A 24,197-nucleotide genomic window follows, 5' to 3' on the forward strand; every position below is an offset into this window, starting at 1 on the left:
GCATCGGAGATTGTTACCAAATTGTTACCGAATCGAATTATTTGAGGATTATTATGAAACGACCGCCCTCCCGGTGATTGAACCGGCTTGCAACGGTACTCTAAATGCTAAAAGACCTAAGACCTCTTTCATCATTACCCACAACGCGTGCCCCCAACCGCTGCACTTCGAATTCCTGATCTCTAGGTTTATGTGGGCGTGATCCAAGCCTGCCCTAAAATACGTCTGTATTTATAGATGGAAAAGGGGGGATCGTTTTTATGGCGCCACCGGAATTGTTAATAACTCATTTATCTTACCATGCTCGACAAAAGCGCATCCTCGAACAGATCAATCTTTGTCTTGGTGGGGGCATCTTTGGATTGTTAGGCGCCAACGGGGCAGGAAAGTCAACCTTACTGAAATTAATGGCCACCGTGGTACGCCCCACTAGCGGAGAAATATGCGTGGATCAGTGGCAACGACCTGGTGATGACCGCCAAATCCGCCGCATGTTGGGCTATGTACCGCAACAGTACGGTTTGTTGGAGCATCTCACGCTCCAAGAATTCCTCGACTATTCCGCTGTGATGAAAGGCGTCACTCAAACACAACAAGCTATTCAGCAGGTGAGTGCCTGGATGGGATTAGATGCATGGCTTCATACTCGGATTGCCAACGTCTCAGGCGGAATCAAACAACGCGTGATGATCGCCCAGGCGCTATTGAATACCCCATCGCTACTAATTTTAGATGAGCCCACTGCCGGCTTAGACCCTAATGAACGCGTGCAACTCAAAAACCTGTTGCAACAATGGGCGTCTACCACGACCATTATCTTATCGACCCATATTGTATCGGATATCGAAGGACTTGCTGACACCGTAGGGATTTTGGATCATGGACAATTGTTGGCACAAGGTTCCATTCCAGCCATTATCCATAAAGCTGATGGTTTGGTGTATCAACGAGACTTCGCCTTATTCGATTGGCATCAAGTAGCTGATGATTGGATGGCGCGTTCTCGCCCCGCACAACCTATGGAGCGTGTGGTCGTGCGCATTACCTCCACCTCGCAGACGGTTACAATCCGGTATTTAACCCAAACTCCGGATGAAGAAGGTACCTTGGTTTCTCCTCACCTCGAAGACGGTTATCTGGCGTTAGTCCACTTTCCCGAACGGAGGAACAGGCATGCGGCAATTGCAGAGTGAATGGGCACGCCTGCCCAAGGCTGCTTTAACGATCGTCACTGGGATCGTGTTCCTTTTGTCCTTGGGACCATTAGCGTTGCATGGTACGTTGGCAGTGCCCTATCCGAGCGCGTTAGATTCCCAAGGAGATTGGATGATGACATCAGGATGGTATTTCGCTCACTTACTAGGCATCGCCATTCCCCTATTGGCTGCTCTGCCCGTGCTGGTTATGGAATCAGATATCCTAGGAACACGCCGGGTTCTTTACATAACGTATCCGATAACAAGCCTGAGACTGTTTCTATTGCGCTCGGGAACCTGTTTATTTTTTTCGGTGAGTTGGCTGTTACTTGTAGAGATCAGCGCAAAGCTCATTGGGCTTTCATTGTCGGTAGCCCGAGATACCTTGTTAGTAATGCCAGACGTCTTGCTGATCACCTTTTCCATGTTGGCATCGGTGGAATGGACGACCGATTTGTGGGTGGGATTAGGTGTTTTGGTGGTCCTCACAATTCTCGGCTTGGGTATCCGTCATCTCCCCTTTGCCCATCCCCGCGGCGACGAAGTCGTGTTGTTTGCCGCTCACAATCAACCGTGGTCGAGGCCGCTGATTGCCAATCGGCTGGGCGTTGCGATAGTAGCGGTAGGTAGCGCGGCGCTTGCTGTCGTGGGCTTTGAGTGGCACCGCCGAAGGGGGACCTATCAATGATATCTAGACAAATGAGGGCCGAAATGTTGGTCCTTTGGCGCTATCACTGGCGTAGCAGGTCCTGGTGGCTATGGCTAGCCGCTGCCGGAATCTGGCCTCTTACCTATGTCGTATTTCTAGGAGGACACGGCATGGCCCCGTTGACCATATGTCTCAACCTGGCTGTGATTCCCGTTGCTCCGCTACTTTATGTGGTGTTGGGTACCAGACTCTCAGAAAGCGAACATGGCAATCACCCCCTTCGGATTAGTCGGTCCTGGCCTGTTTATCCCGGCATCCGAACCACAGGCCAAGCGTTAACCGTGCTGGCCATAAGCCTCATGAGTGCACTGGTTACATTTTTATGTAGCTTGTGGCAGGTCCCCACCGGATTTTGGTCAAACAGCGCATGGCTCCTTTATACCGCACGCGATGGTATAGGCATTTTGTTCGTCAATACGCTGTTCATGCTCTCTTTTGGGTACCTTTGGGGGCAATGGCTCTTTAGTATCTGGAAAAGCGTGATTGCCTTGCTCATTTTGCTTATTGTAGGCCTCGCTACAGTCGTAGCGGTGCAGGCCGGCTTTCTTACAGGATGGTTCAGCGGATGGGTTGCTCTATACCAATGGACCCCATTCAGCTGGCTGACAGACACCTTATCTCCGGTATGGGGATTTGGTCCGTTTGCAAGAGATCTATCGCTCCTTGTGGGATGGGTCGTTCTCTTAACCCTCGCTTGGTGGATCGTGGCATGGGCTGGAATAAGTCGCACCCGTTGGAGCGAAACCTTGGCGGGACTCGGGGTTTTCACGATGCTCGCACTGTCTTTTCCGCTGGCTAAAAGCTTGTGGCATCAAACGCAAGGCATTACACAAAATCAGGTTATTTCATGGGCACATCAGGGCCCTAAAGGGCCTGTGGCGATTACGGCATCGCATCTTTCGCTAGACATAGGACACGGCACGTGGCTCAAAGGCCACGGGGTGTTCCATGTCACAAGCCAACGTCCGGTGCCCCGGCTTCCTCTATTTTTAAACCCGGAATTGCATATCACACGAATAACCGTCAATCAACATCCCGTGATATGGCACATGGCCCATCAGCGGGGTTGGATTTGGATCGATCATCCCCTGCATCAAGGTCAGACCCTTAGGCTGACCGTCGTTTGGGCCGGACGCTTCCTATTATTAGGCGAGTATCCTAATACCATTACCGCCTTTTCATCTACCCAAGGAGCCATATTACCCGCCGCGACTTGGTACCCCTTAACCGCCAACCCCAAGCGTCAGGCGTGGCAGGTGGACATTCACGCCCCACGCGATCTCGTCGTAGTCAGTGGCTATGGTTTTGTAAACAAATCGGATTCAGTGAAAGGAAACGGACCAAGCATGGAGCTGGTTCTGGGTCATTTAACCCGTATCCCTTATAAAGGACCTGTCATCTATGCCAGCAGCGATCAAACTGCCCTAATCCACCATGTATTGCATAGGAGTACCGCGCTTAACCGATTGATGCGGAATCTGGGTCCCCCGTATTTTGGGTCACTGGTATGGAACGGAGCAATGGAATGGGAACCACCCTTTGTCTCCCTATCGCGGGCCCCATGGCCCTCTGTCAACAGTGATTTAAGCTACCCCGCTTACCCCGGCATCGGCACGGCACTGAGCGATAACACCATAAATCAACCCATACTTCAAACGGCCAGTGGATTGCCTCGTCACCTGCTCAATCTGTGGCTCACAGAAGGCCGTGGTGGGATACAAGATAACTCTGTAACTCATCATTTAGTGTCCGCCATGCTAGCACGCTATGTACTCGCGGGCAACTACCGGCTTGGCCCCTTAATTGAGCAAGTCGGGAAACTCTCTCCGGCTGGATTTCACTGGAGTGCTGTGCAGTTCCGCCATTTACTGAAGCGGGCACCCTTGACCCGAATACAGATAAATCACGTCCTGGAACAGGCGCAAGTGCGATATCCTGAAAAAGGATAAATAAGGTAGGAGGACGAATCGTGTCGCTCACGGATGAAGAACTCTGCCGACAAGTGACCCAAGGACATCGGCAATCCATGGGCCCCCTCTTTGATCGGTATGCTGCACCCCTCGCCCACCTAATCCGGATGGCAGGAAGTCCTGCCGAGATGGTGGAAGACCTCGTGCAAGAGACGTTTGTAAAAGCCTGGAAGGCGCTCGAGCATGGACATCAGCCACGGCGATTTAGCACGTGGATACGGCAAATCGCTTTAAATAATGTCACAGATTATTGGCGTAGCTCTCAAAGACACTCAGACGAACAGCTTGAGCACACATTATTTGTCCATGAAACCGTTGATACGCATATTGATGATCGTATTTTGCTTGAGCAGCTATTAGCCCGACTTCCTCTTAGTCTACGGAAGATTGTTATTCTACATTTCTATCAGGATCTGGCGCTGGCCGATATTAGTGAGGTGTTGCATATCCCTTTAGGCACTGTTAAGTCACGACTTGCCCGGGCCTATCGTTTTATGCACAGCACGCTGGTCTCATGGGAAGAAGGAGTGGATCGTCATGTCCGATAAACAAAAAGACTATAAACAATGGCATAACGAATGGGCTGATGATGATCAGGACGTCTTTGCCAGGCTCTGGCAGGTCTTAAATACCGGGCGGGATGATCCGCCTGATCTCAGTTCTCAGACCTTAATGCGAATACGTCGCGAACTTACCGGCCCATCATGGTGGGTGCAATACTGGAATATTCTAAGGGCGTCCTATGCCTTGTATCCATGGAAAGTCCTCATGGCTATTGGTTGTACCGTGATCGTCGCTTTTTCCTTGAACAGCTGGGTGAGCACCAACACGTTGTCCCACGCCCACCTCGTGCTAGTAGGTCTTATCGCTCCGTGGATCGGCATGGCGTCTAGTGTTGTGATCACAAGATGGAGTACTGCGACTTGGCGGCGCATTGAAATGGCCGCGCCCATGGATGTCCGTCGCCGTATATTGTTGCAGTGGGCTGTATTATCCAGTGCAGTATTAATAATCGCCTTTACCCTCATGTGGCTTGTGCCTTCTCATGGAGTCGGCAAGATGGCCCTAATGGCAATATGGATTGGGCCTTATCTCCTGGCGTCCGCGTTAATGCTACGTATAGCCCTGCGCTGGGGAATTGGATGGGGTTTGGCGATTAACGGGGTAATATGGGGACTGCCGCTGATCTTTGGCCTTTATAGATTACCCATCATCCCCCATGGTTGGGAGGATGCTCTGTGGTATGCCACAGCAACGGGTCCCGAAATGATGCGCCAAGCCCAGTGGGCCGCGGCAGTCTTAGCGATTATCATCATGGGCGTTTCGGGAAGAACTAATGGAAATCACACTAATTAACGCCCAAGGGGAAGGCATCACGCGCTGTATATCTTGCGACCTCAGAGCAGGCACCACTTGGCTTTCCGGATCGCATCCTCAAGGGTTAGCCACACTGCTCGCGTGGTGGTCTCTTTCTCGCATTCCTGTTCATGGCACCTTACAAGTCAATGGTCAGACGTGGCAGACGCTTACACCGTATGCCCAAACACATTACAAACGGCGTATTGGATTTAAGCCACGGTTGGATACATTGCCTGCAAAGCTGCGCGTAGATCGTACCCTGACTTATTGGGCTGCACTGTGGGAACTCGATAACCCCTGGACAGCCGCTCATAACGCGATAGCTGCATGGGAGCTCGAGAGTGTGGCTACACAGCATCTCGGCACGCTGTCCTTTGGGGAGCAACAGCGATTGCTGCTCGCCGGGAGCACTCTAATGTCCCCTGACATATGGATCTTAGAGGAGCCGTGGACTGGTCTGGACGCACGAAGCCGCGTTCTATTAATTGACCGTATCATGCGCATGCCCCCCACAAGATCAGTGGTCGTGTCTGATGACTCTTGGCCCGACGACTTGCCCCCATGGCATTGCCATGGCATTATCACCCCTCATGAGATTTGCTGGGTCTATCGATGAACCACGTGTTGATAGCCATGGGCGTGGCAAGAATGAAGTTTTTGTGCCTCTCATGGCTTAATCATCGACCAGATCATTTGGGGTGAAAGCGGAAACGAACGGCACAGGCGCCTTGTGGCACCCGGACATTCTTGTCTTGCTATCATCATTACTGGGAATCTGAAAGAGGTTCTGTCCACTGAACGCACGCAAGACCGCAAGCGCCCCTTGACCCCCGCAACTGGCTATATGATAATTGGAGCACCATGGAAAGACAGGATGATTTCGGAATATTTCCCCACAGCATGCCTTCCTTAGGGGAATGGCTATATCTAACTCTTCACAACGCGTTTTCCGAACGACATATTGGCCTTCTTGCAGACGAGGAGATGCTTCAACAACATCCTGAAGCCGTAGTTTCCACCCACTTATCACAGGTTTGGGACGCCATTATTAGCGTGCATCCAGAGCCTTTAGCGTCTATTCCGGCACACAGATCCGTGGTGCATTTTGCCATCTCGTCCACGGCGGTACCCTGTGATATCCTCATCCGTGTCGTCTGGCATCCCATGTTGGAGTTGACTGTCTTAACCGACCCGTCAGACCTTGGACACTGCGCGTCGGCAAAGGAGATACCGATTGGGTATATTTGTGGGTGGGGTTCCTTAACGCACCTGACTGAATACGCGGCCATCTTAGGCCCTATTCCGACGCATGCAGCAGCACTTCGTGAAATGGATATTCTCTTTAAAGAACGCACGACCTTAAAGACCCAACACCGCGCTCTGCTGAATGAAAAGGAGCATTTGCTTTCCGCCTGGCATGAAGAACAAAGCAGCATGGCGGCTAAAATAGCCCATCTGACCGACCAATACCAAACCCTAACCGCCGATTATGCCGCACTCAAGACAAAAGCAACCCAACACGAAGAGGAAATTCAGCAATTACGCCAAACGTTATCCGCCCGAAACGCCATCATTGCGGCTTTAGAGCAGGATCTCGAGTCTATTCACCAATCACCTTTTTGGAAATGGCTGCATCGTTATTGGCGTCTTATGGCTACACTGCGCAGAGAGGGGTAGACGGCCATGGAAATTTGGATGATTACGCCCCGTTACTCCCTACACCTGTGGGATGAAGTCGGGCGCTTTAGTTACGATTGGGCGCACTATCAAGCTCGCCAAGGCCATGTCGTGCGTGTTCTTACGCTGTATGCAGACGTATTGCCGGAAACGTTGCCGATTGAAGTCATTCCCTTAGTAGATAATCCCCTCACTTTTTTGGCAAGTTCGTCACGCAGAGCTTGGCACGTCGCGACCTATGTGCTCAACGCGGCAGAGCGCGGTGAAATTCCCGACGAAATTCATACCATTACAGATTGGGGTCTGGGTGCAATCGTTCTCCAGCATTATTGGACCTTGCATCGTCTGACCAAATCCCTAAGGTTTGTTACGATCCCGGTAGAGCCTCTCATTTTAACAGCGTATGATAACACCTGGCCACGCTACCGTCTGGATTATTTTTGGGCTCAACAAATGGAGCAATGGGTCATAAAGGCCTCGCAGTCAATCCAAACGAACTCCCTAGCTATGATAAACGCTTTAGGCTCTCCTGCCCATGTTACGCCGCTTCCCGCCATGAATGGCGAGAACGTTCCGACGTTTTTCCCTCCTGAGCGGCTCGTGATGCTGGGGCCTGTTGCACCACTCACCCACATAGCCCTGTGGCTTGAAGCGCTGTCCCTCTTATGGGCTCAAGGGTTTTCCTTACCCCTGGAAATTTATGGACCTGACCGCCTTTACACCATGACGCAAAGGCCGTACCAGGAATACCTCACCGAGCGATTTTCGAAGGACGTGGAACGCGGCCACGTGCGCTTTTTATCCACCGCGACCCCGGTTCAGGTCCATCAGATGCACAATGCGCTTGTCCTTCACGGGGTCACGGCCCCCACGTTATCTTGGGGCTTGGCGACACTTGTTCGTCACAACATTCCCGTGTTGGCGTTGACATCAGAACGCACACAAGAGCTTTTACCTCCCGAACAGCTCACGATGCCCATTGCGGCGGTTATGGCTGATGCCATTGCCGCACAATGCGCCAAGAATTCAGACCGATATTCGCCCACCACACCGCATCCTATTGTTCTTGAGCCCGCGCGCGATTCAGATGATTCGACCGATATCTTCCCTTTTGTTCATCCCGTGGCCACCGTACCCACGGACGCTATCACTCGCTTAACGGGAACTTTATCCGTTGTCATTCCCTATTACAACGCGGGCCCGTTCATCTTCGATGCCATTGACAGTGTGTTTCAGTCCCGACGCATCCCCGACCAAGTGATCATCATGGATGACGGTAGCACCGACCCAGGCAGTATTGCGGCGCTCTATGAGCTGGCTCATCGGTATCCCGCGGTGCAGGTCATTCACGCCCCCCATGGCGGCATTGTCACCACCCGAAACCGGGGAGCGAAACAGGCCAGCGGCGATATCCTGGCTTTTCTCGATGCGGATGACATGGTCACCCCTGACTACTTCGCCCGGTGCGTGGAGATCCTAGCCACCTACGCTAATGTTGACTTTGTCGGATCGTGGGTGGAATATTTCGGTGATACCACCGGCATCTGGGCGGGATGGAATCCTGAGCCCCCTTATGTGCTCTATCATAATCTCATTAACAGCAGCGGTATTGTTGTGCGCCGTCCAGCTTTTCTTGCTGCGGGTCTCAATCACGAAGAAATGGATCAGGGACTCGAAGACTATGAGTCCGTAATCCATTTGATTGCCTCAGGCTATCAGGGCGTGGTCATTCCCGAACCACTCTTTCGTTACCGCGTGCGCAGCACGTCGCGGTCGAAGACCAACCGCCATGACGAAAAGCTGATGGTGTTATATGACCGGATCCGTCGTCACTTTCCCGCTGTTTATGCACGCTTTAGCGACGACTTGCTAGGCTTATTCAATGCCAATGGTCCACAATACCGCATTGATTCTCCGCTCAATCCGCCTCACGACTTTATTGCAGATCAAGGCGACGAAGAAGCACACGCTTAGCCCATCGCCGAACAGGACGCCGAATGAACCCCGGCACGCCCCGAGACAAAAACACGATCAAACGCACAGGCTTGGAATTGAGCGTAATGCGTCTAATCCATTCGCGGTGACTTTCTTGCGCCCCATTGCCCCCGCCCATGTCCCGGTATTGCAACACCTCTTTCTCCAACACGAAGTAGGCTGCAGGCCCGAGCACGTCTTGATGTTTAGTCCACATTTGGCGCTGGATTTTGCGCCGGTGGATTTGTGACGTGGTCCGCACCATCGAGTCGGCACGCACTCGGTAATGGTAATGGGGATACGGCACCACTTCGCCCCGGTCCCCAGCTTTGGCCAATCGCAAGAGAAACTCCCAGTCTTCCCACCCATATTTAAACGCCTCATCATAGCCGCCGAGCGCAAAAAACCGGTTCCGGCGAATGACGATGCCCGCGTGGGCTTGATTCTGAGCTAAAAGCGTGGGGGCGTGAAGGTCTTGGGGTGCCCAATAGCCGGCAGCGCCTTCAAAATATTCAATGATAGGGTACACCACGGTGAGCTCAGGATTTTTCTGCAACGCCTGCACACTGTGGTGCAAGGTGGCTGGATCCAACAAATCATCGGCGTCACAAAACGCCAAAAGCTGTCCCTGTGCCTTTTTGGCCCCATAATTGCGCGCCCCAGGCAGTCCGCTATTTTCTTTATGAAATACCCGGACCTGGTCGTGAGCTTGACCTAGTTGATCCAACATCTGGGCAAATTCTTCATCGGTTGACCCGTCATCGACCAAGATAATCTCAAAGTGAGGATATTGTTGCGCTAATAAACTGTCCACCGTCTCTGTAATCGTCGCGGCTGCATTGTAGCACGGCACCACGATGCTAACCAGCGGACCTGGTTGGTTAGACGATGAACCATCATCCTTGGGACCCATGGTGCGGATAAAGTCTTCCACGTTACCCACCGTGCGTGCATCAGCCCACCTAGCATACGCGTCGCGGGCTCTTTGACCTAATGCTAGACGCTGGGCGGGGTCATCGAGAAGTGACATTAAGGCCTCACTAAAGGCGTTCATATCGAGCGGATCTATTACCAGACCGGCCCCTTGAGCCAACATCTCCCGCATTCCCCCATATTGGCTGGCAATAATGGGTTTGGCCAAAGACATCGCTTCGAGACAGACATTGGGCCAATTTTCAAATCGGCTGGGAAAGACGACGACGTCGGCGGTTTGGTACTCCGTGACAAGGTGTGCGCGGGACACCGGACCAACAAATTCGAAATGGTCCTGCCACTTTTGCGGGATCATTCCCATCAAATAAGCCCGGTAAGATTGATCATGCCATGTGGTATCTCCGCCAATTAGACGCACAGTCATTTGGCGGCCCGACTCCAACACCGCCAGTGCGCTTTGAATAAGCAAATCGACGCCTTTTCGGTGCTCCAAGCGCCCCACGTACAACACCCTTGGGGTCGAAGAAGAAATGGGTTCGAGTCGGGGCGTGTCAAATACGGGGACGGGATGGCGCTTCAGCTCATAGTCCCTTGGGACAAATTGTTGATATTGCTGCCCCAAGTCTTCACAGGGAACTGTCACAACATCCGCATAGCGCAAGCAATATTGTTCGATATTATAAATAGCTTGACGCTGCAGAGACAAATTTTCTTCATTGAGTATATCGCAGAATTCCAACGTCATATGGCCATGCACTAACAACGTGGTCTCGGCAAATTCACCCAGCAAGCGTTTGGCCTTAATGGTGTAATAACCCTCACCATGGTAATCAGGAAACTCGACAATATCGATCGGCTCTTTGTCTACCATCGCTTTAAGCTGCCTATAAACCGCATAGGCATGTCCATGGGCGGCGGTACGAAATCCCTCTACCGGCCGAATCGGAATAATCTGGTAGGGACGTTCGGGCGGTAGAGCAATTTCCGGACTGTCTGGCAGAAATTTTGCGGCCGTGATGACTTGGACTTTGTGTCCATGACGCACGAGATGTCGAGCCACTGCATCTGTATAGACCCCAATGCCTCCCGACACGTTGTAGCCAGTCAGTTCGCGACTGGAAATAATAATATTCTTCATCCGAGCGAGGCATCCTTTTTTGTCGAAAATGGCTTCATTACCGAGTATACTCGATGCCGTCTTGGCAGAACAACCACATATGCCGCCAATATTCTCGCTATCCTGCTAGTGGATGCAGGAAGTCGTAAGATATTTGGTGAATTTAGGAAGAGCAAATCTGAAATTAAAGCGAGGGATCAAGACCTTATGCAAACCCCATGGCGTGCAAGCGCCGCCATTTTGGGCGTGCTAGCATTGTCCACGGCCATTCAGGCCCCCTTGGCCGATGCTACCACACCCGTTGCCGCCACGACTGTGCCGGTGGCTTTATATGCGACCACCCCACAAGTCCGCACTGGCCAAAGTGTCACCTTAATGGCAGCAACCCCGTCGCCGCTGACCACTGGTGAATCCCTATCGATTGTTAACCTCACGACAGGGCAAACGATTAATACCGTGACATCGGGATCGTCGGTCAGCACAACGATTTTGCACCATCAGCCGCAAACGGACCAATATGCTGCTATCCTCACCCGACAGACGCACCCCATCTCGGTGACGTGGGTTGTGCGGGCGATTGGCAACAATGCCGGCTACGAAAATGCCGCAGGCCAGTCCGTGACCTTAACCGCCCCTGCGCAAGGCACCCCACAGCAAGCCTTTACGGTCATAGCCAACCCCACCGGATTTCATCACCCGGTCTATCAATTTTGGTGGGCCATGCAGGGCGGACAATGGCATTCCAGTGGAGCCTTCAGCAACCAGAATACCGAAACCATTACCCCACCACGCGCAGGGTTCCTGTCAGTTCTGGTCTATGCTCGGTCCCAAAGCGCCCCCACGGGCGAATCCGCTGATCAGGAAGCCATCTATGAAGCCAAATCCGATACCGCAGTCGTCGACGTCGGGAATGCTTCCGCGACTCAGACGACAACGCCCACGTCTTCGAATAACTGGGTAGGCATGGAAATGCCTAACCAAGTCGCGGTAGGCGACAACATCACCTTGACAGCTACCGCAAGTTCAGGCATCATCGATCCCCTTTACCAATTCTGGTTTCAAGCACCCGGACAAGCCTGGCAGAGCAGTGGCGTGTACACTGCCAGCAACACCTTTACCATTCCAGCCACAAGCCCAGGGATTTGGCACGTCGTCGTCTATTCGAAACCCCTGACGGCGCCAGATAACGCCACAGCAGCCGAGCGGCAAGCCTTGGAAGTGGAAAGCCCGGTATCCTCCATTACGGTTCACCCGTAACATGTGAACATGGGGGTCTCCAAGAATTTTCGCTGACATCCATCAGTGGAATTCACCACATCGGGGCGGCGGGCTATACGCATGTAGACACCAAAGCGCCGCCCCGATACATAACGTAACAAGAATCCACACGGATGGGGTCCATGATTAATGGACGACTGCATTAAACGGATATGACGCCATTCCGGCAATGAGGTCAGCCACTCCGGGCCTGGTTTGTCAGCGGCATTGGATTCGGCGTTGGATTTGTCGTAGTGGGTCTCATTGATGCTCATGTGGCTGGCACTCCCGTAGCCTTTCTGAAAATCCAGGCGGCCTGGGGGCGTGAATCAGCCTTTCCCTTTTACGAAACACTGCACTGGATGAGACATCCTGTCAACGCCCTCACCGCCTCCGGCGGATGGTCGCTACCCATCTGGGCCATTTTCCTGAGCGTCATAACAGGGCTCTTGGCCTTGTGGATGCTACGGGAACGTATTTGGTGGCCGGCTGCTTGGTACATGGGTCTGACCGTCATTTTGGCCAACAGCTATAACATGTTTGAAGGCATTCCGCGATTTATTGCCGAATTACCTCCCTGGTATTTGGGTTTAACCTTGTGGCAACATCAGGCGCATAAACGAGAGCTCGTGCTAATGGTAACCATTGCATCGATGGTTTTGTATTGTGTACTCTGGGTTCTTGGAGTGCACGCCGTGCAAAATTGAGGGGCCCACGGGCCCCGTTTAATTCACCCGCTCAAGTGAGACTCTTCCGACTCAACCGAGTCCACAATCACTCGTATACCAACAAGAATCCCAATAGCCAGTATAAGATTGGCCATTCATACGTATAGCCGCTCCGCAACGTCATACGCAGCGACTTGCCACCACCTCACTGGCAATGTACATGGGACGCACGCACCTTCCTTTCAAGGAACATGAAGAACACTCTATTTGAACACAAATCCCACTTTATGGAATACTGGCTGTTTTTTGATTCCATATTTGTAAAAAGAGTATCAGAATGCACGCTGGGATTGTTCGGTCATTGGTAGCTCCTTTATACTAGGTGTTGCGAGGGAATTATTTCCAAGCACAGCATCGACCTCTTAATAACACGAAGAAGCCTTCCGCATCGCGACCTCAAATTCTATGCTCCACGATGCCGACCTTCTACTCCGTGAAAGAAAAAAGGAGGCTAATCTCGGGATGTTTTTGACCCATTCAAAATCCCCCAAAGCACCGCCCCGGCGGTTGCTGATCCGCACGTTTGTACTGACCGCTACACTCGCCGGTGGTCTCATCGCGGGTCCCGCCATGTCGGTCGAGGCCGCCACACTGCCGAGCATTGCCGTCGGATCGGATCCGTATGATGTGGCGGTGAATACTGCCAATGGCGATGTGTACGTGACCAACCAAGACTCCAACACTGTGTCGGTGATTAACGCCGCGACGAATCAAGTCGTCAGCACCCTCCCGGTCGGCACCGATCCCACATACCTCGGCACCAATCCGACCAATGGCAACGTTTATGTGGCCAATAACAACTCGGGGACGGTCTCTGTGATTAATGAGGCGAATCAAGTGGCCGATACCATTGCGGTCGGGAATACGCCCAGCGGGATAGCCGTCGACGTGAATACCGGCAACATCTATGTCTCCCAGTGGTCCCCGGGCACAGTCTCCGTCATTGATGGCGCCACCAACACGGTGTCTCAGACCATCACGGTCGGGGGACAGCCCTTTACGCCCGTCTTCGATCCCGCCAACGGGGACATCTATGTGCCCTGTTGGTCGACGAGTGCGGTGGACGTCATTAATACCCGCACCAATCAAGTCGTCCAAAGTATCCCCGTGGGCTCGAGGCCTAATTATGCGACGGTCGATCCCGCCAACGGCGATGTGTACATCGCCAACTGGGAATCGAACACGGTCTCCGTCATTAATAGCGCGACGAATAGCGTCGTCGCCACGATTGCAGTTGGCACCCATCCCCGCGCGATTGCGGTCAATCCTCTCAATGGCAACCTCTATGTGACCAACAATGGAAGCGATACGGTCTCGGTGATTAACGGCACCACCAACACGGTAATCCAGACGATCGGTGCCGGCGCGAGTCCGGCAGGGATCGCGGCGGACTCAGCGAACGGGACAGTCTATATTGTGGATTCCGGCTCGAACACCGTGTCGATGATTCTGCCGCCGCCCGCGCACTGGGTTCCTCCCGTCTTGACGCCAGAACCGGTGACGATAGGCCCCGTGAGTAGCCAAGCCATCGGCAATCTAGGGTTCAACCCGGTAGGCGCCATTCAAAACGGGAGCTACATGGGCTACGTGGAAGAACGCGCGGCGTTAATGGCGGGGGCCTCATTCACGGGCGAAGGCACGGATTCGAGTTATCTCTCGGCGATTTTGGATGGATCGGGCGTGGGGCAACAACACCAGGTTTCTGCCGTGCAACAAGGGCAGTTTGCGGCCCTCTATCAAAAACTGGGAATCATCCCCACATGGACCAATAATACGGTTTCGATTGCCCAAGGAGTTACCGCCCTGCGAAAAGCGCACGCGCCGACATTGGCCGTCGAGAACTATCTGGTGCAAATTGGCGGGTATTCCTGGCCTGTTGCGCAGCAACAGGCGGCTCTGAACTTCCCCGAAAGTTAATGCCGTCGGAGGATGCCGACCTCCTCGCCCTATGACAGACCGGGACTACAAGAACCAATCCCCAAAATCCGCCCAATGGCGAACCCTCTGAATGCGCGATGTCCTTTTCCCAACCCTTGCTCTTCATGAGCAAGGGTTTTATCGCGTCTTCCGCACCTAAATATTTACGTCGAGAGGACGCTGCTCGAGCAGCAAGCGCCCTGCTATAGCTCCTTATGGCGTGCTTTTTTGAAGTCTGATGGACGGATGATGGCTCACACACCTGATGAGCAACGAAGTCATCGGGCATCGCCCCATTCTACCCTGTTCCGCATTAAAATTAGAGCCCAGCCGTTAATTAGCAGGAAAGCATAAAGCCCGCAGATTTTGGGGCTTCTAACCCCACTGGTCTTTTTATCGATTAGCCTGCTCCATGACCTTCTCAACACACACCCATTTCGGATATCAACAACACGGACGTTCCCCACTTATGGTTGCCCATCCTGAATTTTTCCTAAAGTCTCTTGCGAGGCATAGCTCTTGCGTTTAACATAAAAAAGATTAGTGATGCTAAGAGATTTTTATCTCGTTCCACGGAGATGCCCATCACATACGGCGCCACGTCGACACATTCCATTGAGACACTCCCTAAAAGGAGATAGATTGAAGGAGGGCTCTATTATTTACCGCCTAACTCGTGCAGCACTGCGCAACGTGACCTTTATTGTCATACTCGTTTTCATTGGCCTGGCCGGTGGCATTTGGTCCTTGCTGCAAATGCCCATGGAGAGTTTTCCCAGTATTTCCGCTCCCATTGTCAACATCGTCACGCAATACCCATCGGCTCCGCCCCAAACGGTTGCCACACAGGTCACGACGCCAGTCGCTAACGCCTTAGTGGGCTTGGCCCATATTAATACCGTCAATTCCACATCCAGCGAGGGCTATTCCGTGGTCACGGCCGAATTTAATGTCGGCGCATCGACCCAAGAGACGGTCAACGAGGTCACCGAGGCGCTACAAGGTCTGACCCTTCCGTCCGGAGCTACAACGCCGGCCATCAGCACGGTCAGTTTTGGTGCTCTCCCCATCGTGCGTCTCGCCTTGTCCGGGGCCTCATTGGCTGAACTAGGTCACTTGGCCAATCACCTAATTCAGCCGAGTCTCACCAGTGTACCAGGAGTCTCCTCCGTCACCGTCAATGGGGCAGCCAGCCGCGATATCCAAATATCCTTAAATCCGGCCGCCATGGCGGATCATCATATCAATGCGTCAGAAGTCAGCTCAGCCATTCAAGATGCCCTCAAATCCTTCCCCTTGGGGCAAACCACGGTGGCTGGCAAAGGTGTCGCCGTCGTCGCCCAAAGTATGGCCAATAGCGCTGACACATTAAAGACTTTGCCACTGACGTCCTCTACAGCAAGCCCGTCCTCGTCCCAAGCATTTCCAGGAGGCCACCCATCGGTTGCTGGCCTCAAAGCCTCCCCCGTCACATTAGGTCAAGTCGCGACGGTCACAGAAGCTCTATCCCCAGCCGATACGATTAGCCGCCTTAACGGACGACCAAGCGTCACGCTCAATGTCATTGAAACCGCTAATGCCAACACCGTGACGGTTGCCAACGGCGTGATGAAACAAATTGCGGCCTTGAACAATCAATTGCCTCATGGCGTGCACTTCCAGGTGCTTGAGAATCAAGCTACTAGTGTGACCCAATCAGTCGATGGGATGGCACGCGAAGCGCTTTTAGGAGCTGTGCTTGCGGTCATTGTCATTGCCTTCTTTCTCGGCAACGGACGCTCGACCTTGGTCGCGGTAGTGGCCATTCCCTTGTCCATCCTCATTAGCATGATTGTTCTCAATGCCATGGGCATTACCTTGAACATGATGACCCTTGGAGGTATGGCGGTAGCGGTTGGACGTGTGGTGGATGATAGTATTGTGATGCTTGAAAGTGTATATCGCCGGATCCAAACCACTGGCAAACGCGGGACCGACACGATTGTTCACGGTGCGAAAGAAGTGGCCTCAGCTATTACCGCTTCAACGCTCACCACGATTGGTGTGTTTTTCCCGATTGCATTGGTCAGTGGCATCGTTGGGGAATTCTTTCGGCCGTTCGCCTATACGGTGGTCTTTTCGCTCATTGCCTCGTGGTTTGTGGCGCTAATGGTCAACCCCATCTTGATTCATCTTTTCTTGCGCAAAGGGCATATTGAGACCCGCTCCGAATGGCGTCCGGCCGCCACGTATCGCCGAATATTACAGTGGAGTCTCTCTCATCAAGGGCTGGTGTTAGGGACAGCCGGGGTGTTGCTGTTAGGCAGTCTAGCATTAGTGCCGAGCATCGGCACATCGTTCTTGCCCATCACCGCAGCTCCCTCTTTGGATGCCACAATGCAGCTGCCGGCCGGCACGACCTTAGCTGCGACCAATCAAGACAGTCTCGCTGTGGAACACGTGATTCGCCAACTCCCGGGCGTCACACAGTATCAGACGACGGTCGGCGGAGGCGGGAGTGCTTTTAACCCCGTGGTTAAGACCAATACCGCTAGCTTCTATGTTAGTTTGTCCTCCTCCGCCAATCCCCAAGCGCTTGCGACCACTTTAGCCAACCGCTTAAATGCCTTGCATATCGCGCAGGCCACGTTTTCCGTTACCCCAGGCAGTTCATTTCAAGGTGGGTCGTCGACCAACCAAGCCCAAGTGTTGGTTCAGTCTAACAATCCCGTCCACCTCGCCCAAGCCAGCCGAACTGTAGCTCATTTGATGCAAGAACAAGGCGTCACGCAAGTCACGAATCAGTTAAGCACAAGCCAACCGGAAGTCGAAATCGCGGTGAATGCCCAAAATGCGAGCCACTACGGATTAAATGCGACGGATATTATCGGCCAGCTCGAGCCCTATCTCAACAATCAAGACGTCGGCAATATTCCGGCGAACTCCGCCTCATCTGCGCCCACGCCCGTCTATTTGCAACTCAAATCTTCTAGTGCCACCTCGCTTGCCGGTCTGCAGCAGCTACCTATTGAGACCCTAACGGGGACCACCATCCCGTTAGATAAAGTGGCGGCTGTCACGATGCAGAACGTGCAAACCACCATTACGGAGACGAACAACATTCCTACCGCAACCGTCTCAGGAGTCATTACCTCATCCAATGTGGGGAAAGTAACTCGCGATATTCGTCAAGCCATTCAAGCGGCGCATCTGCCGTCCGATGTGAGCATTGTCATGGGTGGTGTATCGCAAATGCAGTCCCAAGCGTTCTCCCAGTTAGGTGAAGCGATTGTCACGGCCATTGTGCTGGTCTACCTCATAATGGTGCTGGCTTTTGGTGAGGGGCGTGCGCCATTGGCGATTTTGTTCTCCTTGCCCTTAGCCGTCATTGGCGCCCTTCTGGGACTATTTATCACTCACCAGTCCTTGGGAATTCCCGCCCTCATCGGCTTTCTCATGCTCATTGGCATTGTCGTCACCAATGCCATTGTTTTGGTCGATCTTATTCAACAACACCGGCGCAACGGCATGGCCTTAAACGACGCCATTGTTCAAGCGGGTTCGACGCGGCTCAGACCCATTTTAATGACCGCGCTGGCCACCATTGGAGCCTTATTGCCCCTTGCTCTTGGCGCTAACGACAGCAGCATTATCTCCGCTTCATTGGCCGTCGTCGTGATTGGAGGACTTTTGACCTCAACCCTTTTGACGTTGGTTGTCGTGCCCATTATGTACCGCATTTTGCACCGCAAAAAGGACCAACAACACCACGCTGTAGAACGATTGGCGTAGTCCCTCACCCCCGGGAACAGTCTTCTTCCCGGGGGTCATTCTTTCACCCTGACCCGCTTCTTCACACGCTTGGAGCATTAGAACCGGACTACGACGAGGCCTTTTCGGGTCGGCAGCGGCTTGAATTACCTTGTAATGACCCCCCTTGTGAATCAACAAAGCGTATCCCTTGGTGGAATTTTGACCCTTTAAAATGATTCCGGCAAAGCGCAATCTATCTGATGAAAGGCCACGACATGGACGTATCAGTCCACTCATCCCCAAGCACGCTTTGACATCGCCCATTGGGCTTTCGCCGTGGGACAGCACCTCCCGCGCTTAAACTTCGAGAGCTCCCCCTCGTCTGCCATAAGCAACACCCGCATGGGGTTCCTAGATTATGACGTCTCGAATTAGGGAATCCCCTCTTGCCAACCCCGCGAGGTATCCCTCTGATGAGGAAATGGATGAATCGGGATAAACCCTTCGCTATTTTCATCCTGATTTTGGTAATATGATAGCGTTTCGAGATCAACTCTGTCCGAGGAGTGGACACCATGGCCAAAATCTATACACAGTCTCCTGACTTAAAAAGAGAATTCTTAAAACGAATCCAAGAGAAAATGGATAGGCACGAACAAGATGTCAAGAACCGCATGACGGCGCAAACACCACATTTTCTTCATTGGGCACTCAAACCCTTAGTCACCAAAATGGTACGAAGCAAACAACATCGCGATGCGCACCATGGAGCGCATGGTGAATTTTCGGTGGGACTCTGGCTACGAGCTCGCCTGCCTAACACTTGGGCCATCATTAACGATGTTGTTCTCGAATATCAAATGGATGAGTATGCGCAAATTGATCACATCGTCATCGGACCGGCCGGGGTATTTTTGTTGGAGACAAAAGCTTGGGATGGAGCTATTTTACTGAAGAAGGACCAGAGTTTTCGTAAGGAGGGCGGAAAGTGGATTAAAGCGTCCAGTCCCGTTATACAAAACAAGACACATCAGCGGCGTTTTCAACAGTGGTATACCCTTCACCATTTACCCAAACCGATTCCACCCATTGAGCCCATAGTCGTGTTCTCTCACGCCACGTGGCTTGCTGTCGATGAATGTTCCATGAAAGTTTTGACGCCGCGGCAAACTGCCTCCTATCTCTCTAAACAATCAAGCACCTTATTAGACGATGTCACCATAGACCGTATCGTAGGCGCCATTGTTGCGCCTCCTATGTCCCCTTTAAAGGAGTTCTCGAAAGAACTGCCACCTATATCGTCACCCAATTCAAACAGAAGGGAACCTGCACGTCAACAACCTGAAAACACCGTGAGCATCCGCGAAGGAACCACCCGGCGTGGAAGAAAATATGTTCGCATTCGTGGTTCTTATGAAGAGGCGGAAACGATATGGAGACAATATGGACAACCCGGACGATTAAATAAGGATCAATTCGAGTCGGACACGTTTTTCTTTTATCGCGATGAATAGGGGCATGGTGTATTGGTCTATCCACCCTGCGCTCTGAGGCGAAAAAGGGCAGTATGCTAGGTGATTTAGAGTGCCTAGGGAACACCCACCACGCAACATTCAAGGAAGAACGCATGCCCCTAGTTAAGTCATAATGGAAAAATTTCATCGCAACAAGGTAACGTCACCAAAGCCAAACGCGGTTAAATTTCTTGGGGAGTAAAGGAATCCCCATTCACAAAGTCCCTATCCATCCACATAATGGGGCTGATGTCATTCTCCAACAACTACGCTAGCATAGCATTCTTTAAAGCCGTACGGGTGGCTGGGGTGTACAGCATATCTAGCCCTTATACCTAAAGGGATGGCATAACCCTTAATGCCGAGTTAATTTATGAGGGACTAAGAATCCCGACAGAGGAATGTGGTTGTAAGGCGACAATCTTTGTTTGAAGCGCAAGCAGTTCTTGGACCAATCGCCTGCGGAGTCTTTCTAAGGAAATGGCGCAGCCAAAGTTCACAAAGCCCGCACGACCTGTAGGTCTGCGGGCTCTTATGCGTTTACTGGACTTGATTAGAAAATCCGAGTTGAGCTAGACTCTCAGCCACGGGCCAAGAGTATCCCCCCATCTGAACCAGATAATTGGCGATTGCTAGACTTGGGGCATGCGCTTTGATTAAGGAGCTCACGCCTTGGCCGATATTCACCGTATTATTGGTCCATGTTGGAATTATGCCCAACTTTTGATAGAGTGCAGCAAATTGACCTTGCTCTTTTGCAGTCACAGGGGAATCATAAAGAGCCACGCCCGAACCATCTAAGATGGAGGAGAGATACGCCGAATTTGTTCCTTCACCCGCAAATGTGGCCCCTGCTTCAATGGCCGCTCGTTCCTCAACATATCCGGCATAAGAGCCGTTCTCGACGGCTACAGCGGGGTTGAAGCCAAGATCGCCAATGACCTGACCACTGACATGGCCTACTGTAACCGGTTCTGGGGTCAATACCGGCGGCGTCCAGTGTGGCACAGCGGGCGGATATTCTGAGATCGTGTTATTCCCGAAATTCGATACATAAATAGCCCCCGTACTACTGACGGCAATGCCTTCGGGATAATTGACAAGCTGCCCGTCAGCGAGGTCCGTCCATGTATTGCTCCCATACGGCAATTCCTCGACCGCCGTCGTGTTGTGATTAAAGTAGGTCACAAAAATGTCACCGGACCCATTCACGGCCACATCATTGGGATAAATAGGCGCCGACGTCGGAGCAATGTCTTTCCACGTACTGCTGCCGTTGACCAATTCAACGATACCATCTGATCCGGTGTCACTGTTATTCACCACAAACAGATCGCCCTGCGCGTCAACCGCAATCCCTTGGGGCATATTGAAAGGTCCGGAAATAGTGTGCCACTCGTTGCTTCCGCTGGGGAGTTCCACGACCGTATTGTTCCCATTATTTGCTACGAAAATGTCGCCGTGACTATCGACAGCAATACCCCATGGGTTATCAAACGGTCCCGATATCGTTTTCCATGTGGTGGTTCCTTGGGGTAATTCTGCGACCGTATTGTTCCCCTCGTTCGTTACAAAGAGGTCTCCATTTCCATCAACTGTGACGTCAGCAGGAGAATCAAACGGTCCTGAAATCGTTTTCCATGTGGTGCTGCCGCTGGGAAGCTCTTCTACGCTTTGGCTGCCGCTGTTGACAACAAAGAGATCTCCATGGCTGTCAACCGCCATCCCTAGAGGCCCGTTAAATGCCCCGTTATTGGTTACATTGACCCAATTAGTGGTTGCGGCATAGACATTCTTCCCGTGTTGAATCCCCATCACCGTGAGCACTGTAGCTGAAACTACGATTCCAGCTACTCGCATTGATTTCCGCATCCTCATTCATGGCCACCCCTCATCTGAAATCGCGTAAGTCTCATGGGTTGACTCCTCAAACTGTTTTCAATAAGCCACCGGTTTCATTGACATGATGAATCAAGGCCTTTTCCACGGTAGCATAGAAGGAAAAAGGCTTCAGTATCACATCAGGTCTCACAAAACATCTCAGTGAGTAACCAGTGTCAGTTTAGTGGTCGTGGTGTCTTAGGCGACCATTCTCGCATAAGGGGTAAGGGCGGTAAGTGATCAGATCATGGTTTGGCGGCAGCCCAATGCTAGCAATACGATCAACGATAGTGGTAGCGCCAAACCAGTATCCGGCAATGAACTCGGGACGGAGTGACTCGAGGGCGATCAAAGTTCTTTAGCCCTAACATTGTTTATAAAGAAATACCCCAATGGGCAGTGACCATATATGCAGACTTATCGGCATTATCTGTCTCGATTCGGACCTTTAATTTAGTAGTTATGGCTGTAACGATTGGTAGGGATACATGCAATGTTTGCGCAAGTATGGGGCTATTACTGACGTACTCGGCTCAGGGTAACAGAAGGAAACTTGAGACCATTGCTTCAGCGAGCGATGTCGCCTCTTAGCCACCTATGATTGCGGTCAAAGTTCATAACTTAGGATTTTGGAAATTTTCGACTTTTTAGTCCGGAGCATAGAAAGAATTGAATTCAATAGGAAGCCGCGACACGTAGAAGTCGCGGCTATCTCACTTATTTTACCGGTTTAATGCCTTGAGGAGGTAACTTAAATGGCTCTTGGAGGATCCGCTCTGCCTCTATTCGCAGGCGATTTAACTGCTGTTGTACACCAGCATGATCTGGTTTAACTCGTGCTGCTCCGGAATACTTTTGCCATGCTTCGTGCAACCGACCTTGCATTTTTAGCGCATCGGCCTCAACTACGGGCGCAAGGAACATAGGTATTTCTGGACTAAAGGAGACAAGTCCCCGATACGTCGGCGCTACTGCCTGCGCTTGCCTTGCGCTCTCAACGGCTCTATTTATCCTCTCGTCGGCCTGCAAGAGAGCAACCTGTGCCTGCCAATACCACCCAGAGGGATGTTGGGGGTCAGAGGCAACCGCTCTTTCAGCAACGACCCGTGCCTCATCGAGGCGCTTGAGTCGCACGAGGGCTTCACATAGTACCGCGCGCACCTCAACGATACGACCGTACGTTTTGTCATTCATTGCATTGGCTTCTGCGCGGTATAATGCATCAACGGCCTCTTCGACCTTTCCGGAAATAAATAAATCACGTCCCAGAAATCCCCACGCTGCAGCGTTGTTCGGTTCGTCTTTTGTCCACTCCCGCAACAACCGAATGTTTCGCGCGTACTTATCGCGTTCCACCATAACATCTCGTTCGTAACCCCAATGATCCACCCGAATCCGCGCAACACCCCGTTGCATAGGTTGGGGCCCATTTAGAAAACCAATTTGTTCGTGAATCCGTCCCAACCAACTAAGTCCACGACCCAGGGGATACATTCGTGTCGTATCGTAATTGGGCTCAATTCGCTCTCCCAAATGATTGACCTGGACAAAGCGCAGTAGCATGGGCGGATCCCATTTATCGTATAGCCCCGCGACAATACGTGGGACATGGACATCTTCTACATTGAGAAATTCATCCGCATCAACCCATAATACCCAACCTGTATCTCCAAGAACTTGATCAGCGGCTCTGCGAGCTGCACCAAAATCATTTTGCCATTCGACTTCGATGACGGTCGCACCCGCCCCTCGAGCAATCGCCACCGTATCGTCGGTCGAACCTGTATCTACGACCACAACTTCATCGACCGCAGGTTTCAGCGCATCAATACATCGTTGAATTTGGCTGGCCTCATTTTTAACCAAAATTGCACCCATAACGCGAACATGTGGCACCTCTAACAACTGGCTTACCCAGGGAGTAATCGGGTCATCCTCATGTCCTCTCAGCCGTTCAAAAACACGAGGTGCCCACGCCGCCGGTGGGTCCAGTATCCACCCACGATCGTAACAGGCCCATGCACTCCCATAGTCATCTATGTGTTCAAGTGCCTCACCAAGGAATACCCATGCCTGTGCGTCAGTAGGTACTTTCTCCAGTTGGGGCCTTATGACGTCAATGGCATCTTGCCAATGTTTAGCACGTAACGCGGTTTCTGCTAGAACACGCCATGGGCTATCGGATGTTGCTACGGACATTACATTTCCTCCTAGAAGAGCGGGATTAAATCGA

General features: G+C 52.1%; 17 protein-coding genes. 13 read left to right on the plus strand and 4 right to left on the minus strand.

Translation table 11 applies throughout. The features are described from left to right. The first annotated feature begins 260 nt into the window (after positions 1-260). The 8 genes from CO251_RS02565 (at position 261) to CO251_RS02600 (ending at position 8,885) form a co-directional block, all read left to right on the plus strand. Positions 261-1,193 carry an ABC transporter ATP-binding protein gene (locus CO251_RS02565; protein WP_103374247.1) on the plus strand — a complete coding sequence of 311 codons (933 nt, stop codon included), beginning with the start codon at positions 261-263 and terminating at the stop codon, positions 1,191-1,193. Beyond that, entirely contained in the window at positions 1,174-1,884 is a 711-nt protein-coding gene (locus CO251_RS02570) for a hypothetical protein (RefSeq protein ID WP_103374248.1), read from the plus strand. Before CO251_RS02565 ends, CO251_RS02570 begins: the two co-directional genes overlap by 20 nt. Further along, positions 1,881-3,854, plus strand: coding sequence for a hypothetical protein (locus CO251_RS02575; protein WP_146038958.1), 1,974 nt, complete (start codon positions 1,881-1,883; stop codon positions 3,852-3,854). Before CO251_RS02570 ends, CO251_RS02575 begins: the two co-directional genes overlap by 4 nt. Positions 3,855-3,874: 20 nt before the next feature. Beyond that, positions 3,875-4,423, plus strand: coding sequence for an RNA polymerase sigma factor (locus CO251_RS02580; protein ID WP_103374250.1), 549 nt, complete (start codon positions 3,875-3,877; stop codon positions 4,421-4,423). Next, positions 4,413-5,231, plus strand: coding sequence for a hypothetical protein (locus CO251_RS02585; protein ID WP_103374251.1), 819 nt, complete (start codon positions 4,413-4,415; stop codon positions 5,229-5,231). Before CO251_RS02580 ends, CO251_RS02585 begins: the two co-directional genes overlap by 11 nt. After that, entirely contained in the window at positions 5,212-5,850 is a 639-nt protein-coding gene (locus CO251_RS02590) for an ATP-binding cassette domain-containing protein (protein WP_103374252.1), read from the plus strand. The genes CO251_RS02585 and CO251_RS02590 overlap by 20 nt, the downstream gene beginning before the upstream one ends. A 368-nt stretch (positions 5,851-6,218) precedes the next feature. Further along, on the plus strand, positions 6,219-6,911 hold the full coding sequence (locus tag CO251_RS02595) for a hypothetical protein (RefSeq protein WP_146038959.1): 693 nt from the start codon (positions 6,219-6,221) through the stop codon (positions 6,909-6,911). Positions 6,912-6,917: 6 nt separating this feature from the next. Next, positions 6,918-8,885 carry a glycosyltransferase gene (locus CO251_RS02600; RefSeq protein ID WP_103374254.1) on the plus strand — a complete coding sequence of 656 codons (1,968 nt, stop codon included), beginning with the start codon at positions 6,918-6,920 and terminating at the stop codon, positions 8,883-8,885. Here the strand turns inward: CO251_RS02600 and CO251_RS02605 are convergent. Continuing rightward, entirely contained in the window at positions 8,848-10,956 is a 2,109-nt protein-coding gene (locus CO251_RS02605; RefSeq protein WP_103374255.1) for a glycosyltransferase, read from the minus strand. The genes CO251_RS02600 and CO251_RS02605 overlap by 38 nt on opposite strands. A gap of 186 nt (positions 10,957-11,142) precedes the next feature. On the opposite strand from CO251_RS02605, the gene CO251_RS02610 reads away from it, so the two are divergent. After that, a complete protein-coding gene (locus CO251_RS02610) occupies positions 11,143-12,192 on the plus strand; it encodes a hypothetical protein (protein WP_103374256.1) in 1,050 nt (349 codons plus the stop codon). Here CO251_RS02610 and CO251_RS02615 read toward each other — a convergent pair. After that, the gene (locus CO251_RS02615; RefSeq protein WP_103374257.1) at positions 12,183-12,467 is read right to left on the minus strand and encodes a hypothetical protein; all 285 of its coding nucleotides are present in this window, start codon (positions 12,465-12,467) and stop codon (positions 12,183-12,185) included. The genes CO251_RS02610 and CO251_RS02615 overlap by 10 nt on opposite strands. Here CO251_RS02615 and CO251_RS02620 point away from each other — a divergent pair. The 4 genes from CO251_RS02620 (at position 12,447) to CO251_RS02635 (ending at position 20,083) form a co-directional block, all read left to right on the plus strand. Continuing rightward, complete coding sequence (locus tag CO251_RS02620; RefSeq protein ID WP_103374258.1) at positions 12,447-12,899, plus strand: hypothetical protein; 453 nt, start codon at positions 12,447-12,449, stop codon at positions 12,897-12,899. The genes CO251_RS02615 and CO251_RS02620 overlap by 21 nt on opposite strands. Before the next feature lie 483 nt (positions 12,900-13,382). Further along, positions 13,383-14,837, plus strand: a complete 1,455-nt coding sequence (locus CO251_RS02625; RefSeq protein ID WP_158246138.1) for a YncE family protein — start codon at positions 13,383-13,385, stop codon at positions 14,835-14,837. A 642-nt stretch (positions 14,838-15,479) separates the two neighbouring features. Then, on the plus strand, positions 15,480-18,608 hold the full coding sequence (locus tag CO251_RS02630; protein WP_158246139.1) for an efflux RND transporter permease subunit: 3,129 nt from the start codon (positions 15,480-15,482) through the stop codon (positions 18,606-18,608). Between the two features lie 536 nt (positions 18,609-19,144). After that, the gene (locus CO251_RS02635; protein WP_103374261.1) at positions 19,145-20,083 is read left to right on the plus strand and encodes a nuclease-related domain-containing protein; all 939 of its coding nucleotides are present in this window, start codon (positions 19,145-19,147) and stop codon (positions 20,081-20,083) included. A gap of 540 nt (positions 20,084-20,623) precedes the next feature. Here the strand turns inward: CO251_RS02635 and CO251_RS02640 are convergent. Beyond that, positions 20,624-21,943 carry a hypothetical protein gene (locus tag CO251_RS02640; protein WP_158246140.1) on the minus strand — a complete coding sequence of 440 codons (1,320 nt, stop codon included), beginning with the start codon at positions 21,941-21,943 and terminating at the stop codon, positions 20,624-20,626. Positions 21,944-22,681: 738 nt separating this feature from the next. Further along, positions 22,682-24,163, minus strand: a complete 1,482-nt coding sequence (locus CO251_RS02645) for a glycosyltransferase (protein WP_103374263.1) — start codon at positions 24,161-24,163, stop codon at positions 22,682-22,684. Positions 24,164-24,197: the final 34 nt, after the last annotated feature.

The organism is Sulfobacillus sp. hq2, from assembly GCF_002903155.1.
Lineage (GTDB): Bacteria > Bacillota > Sulfobacillia > Sulfobacillales > Sulfobacillaceae > Sulfobacillus > Sulfobacillus thermotolerans.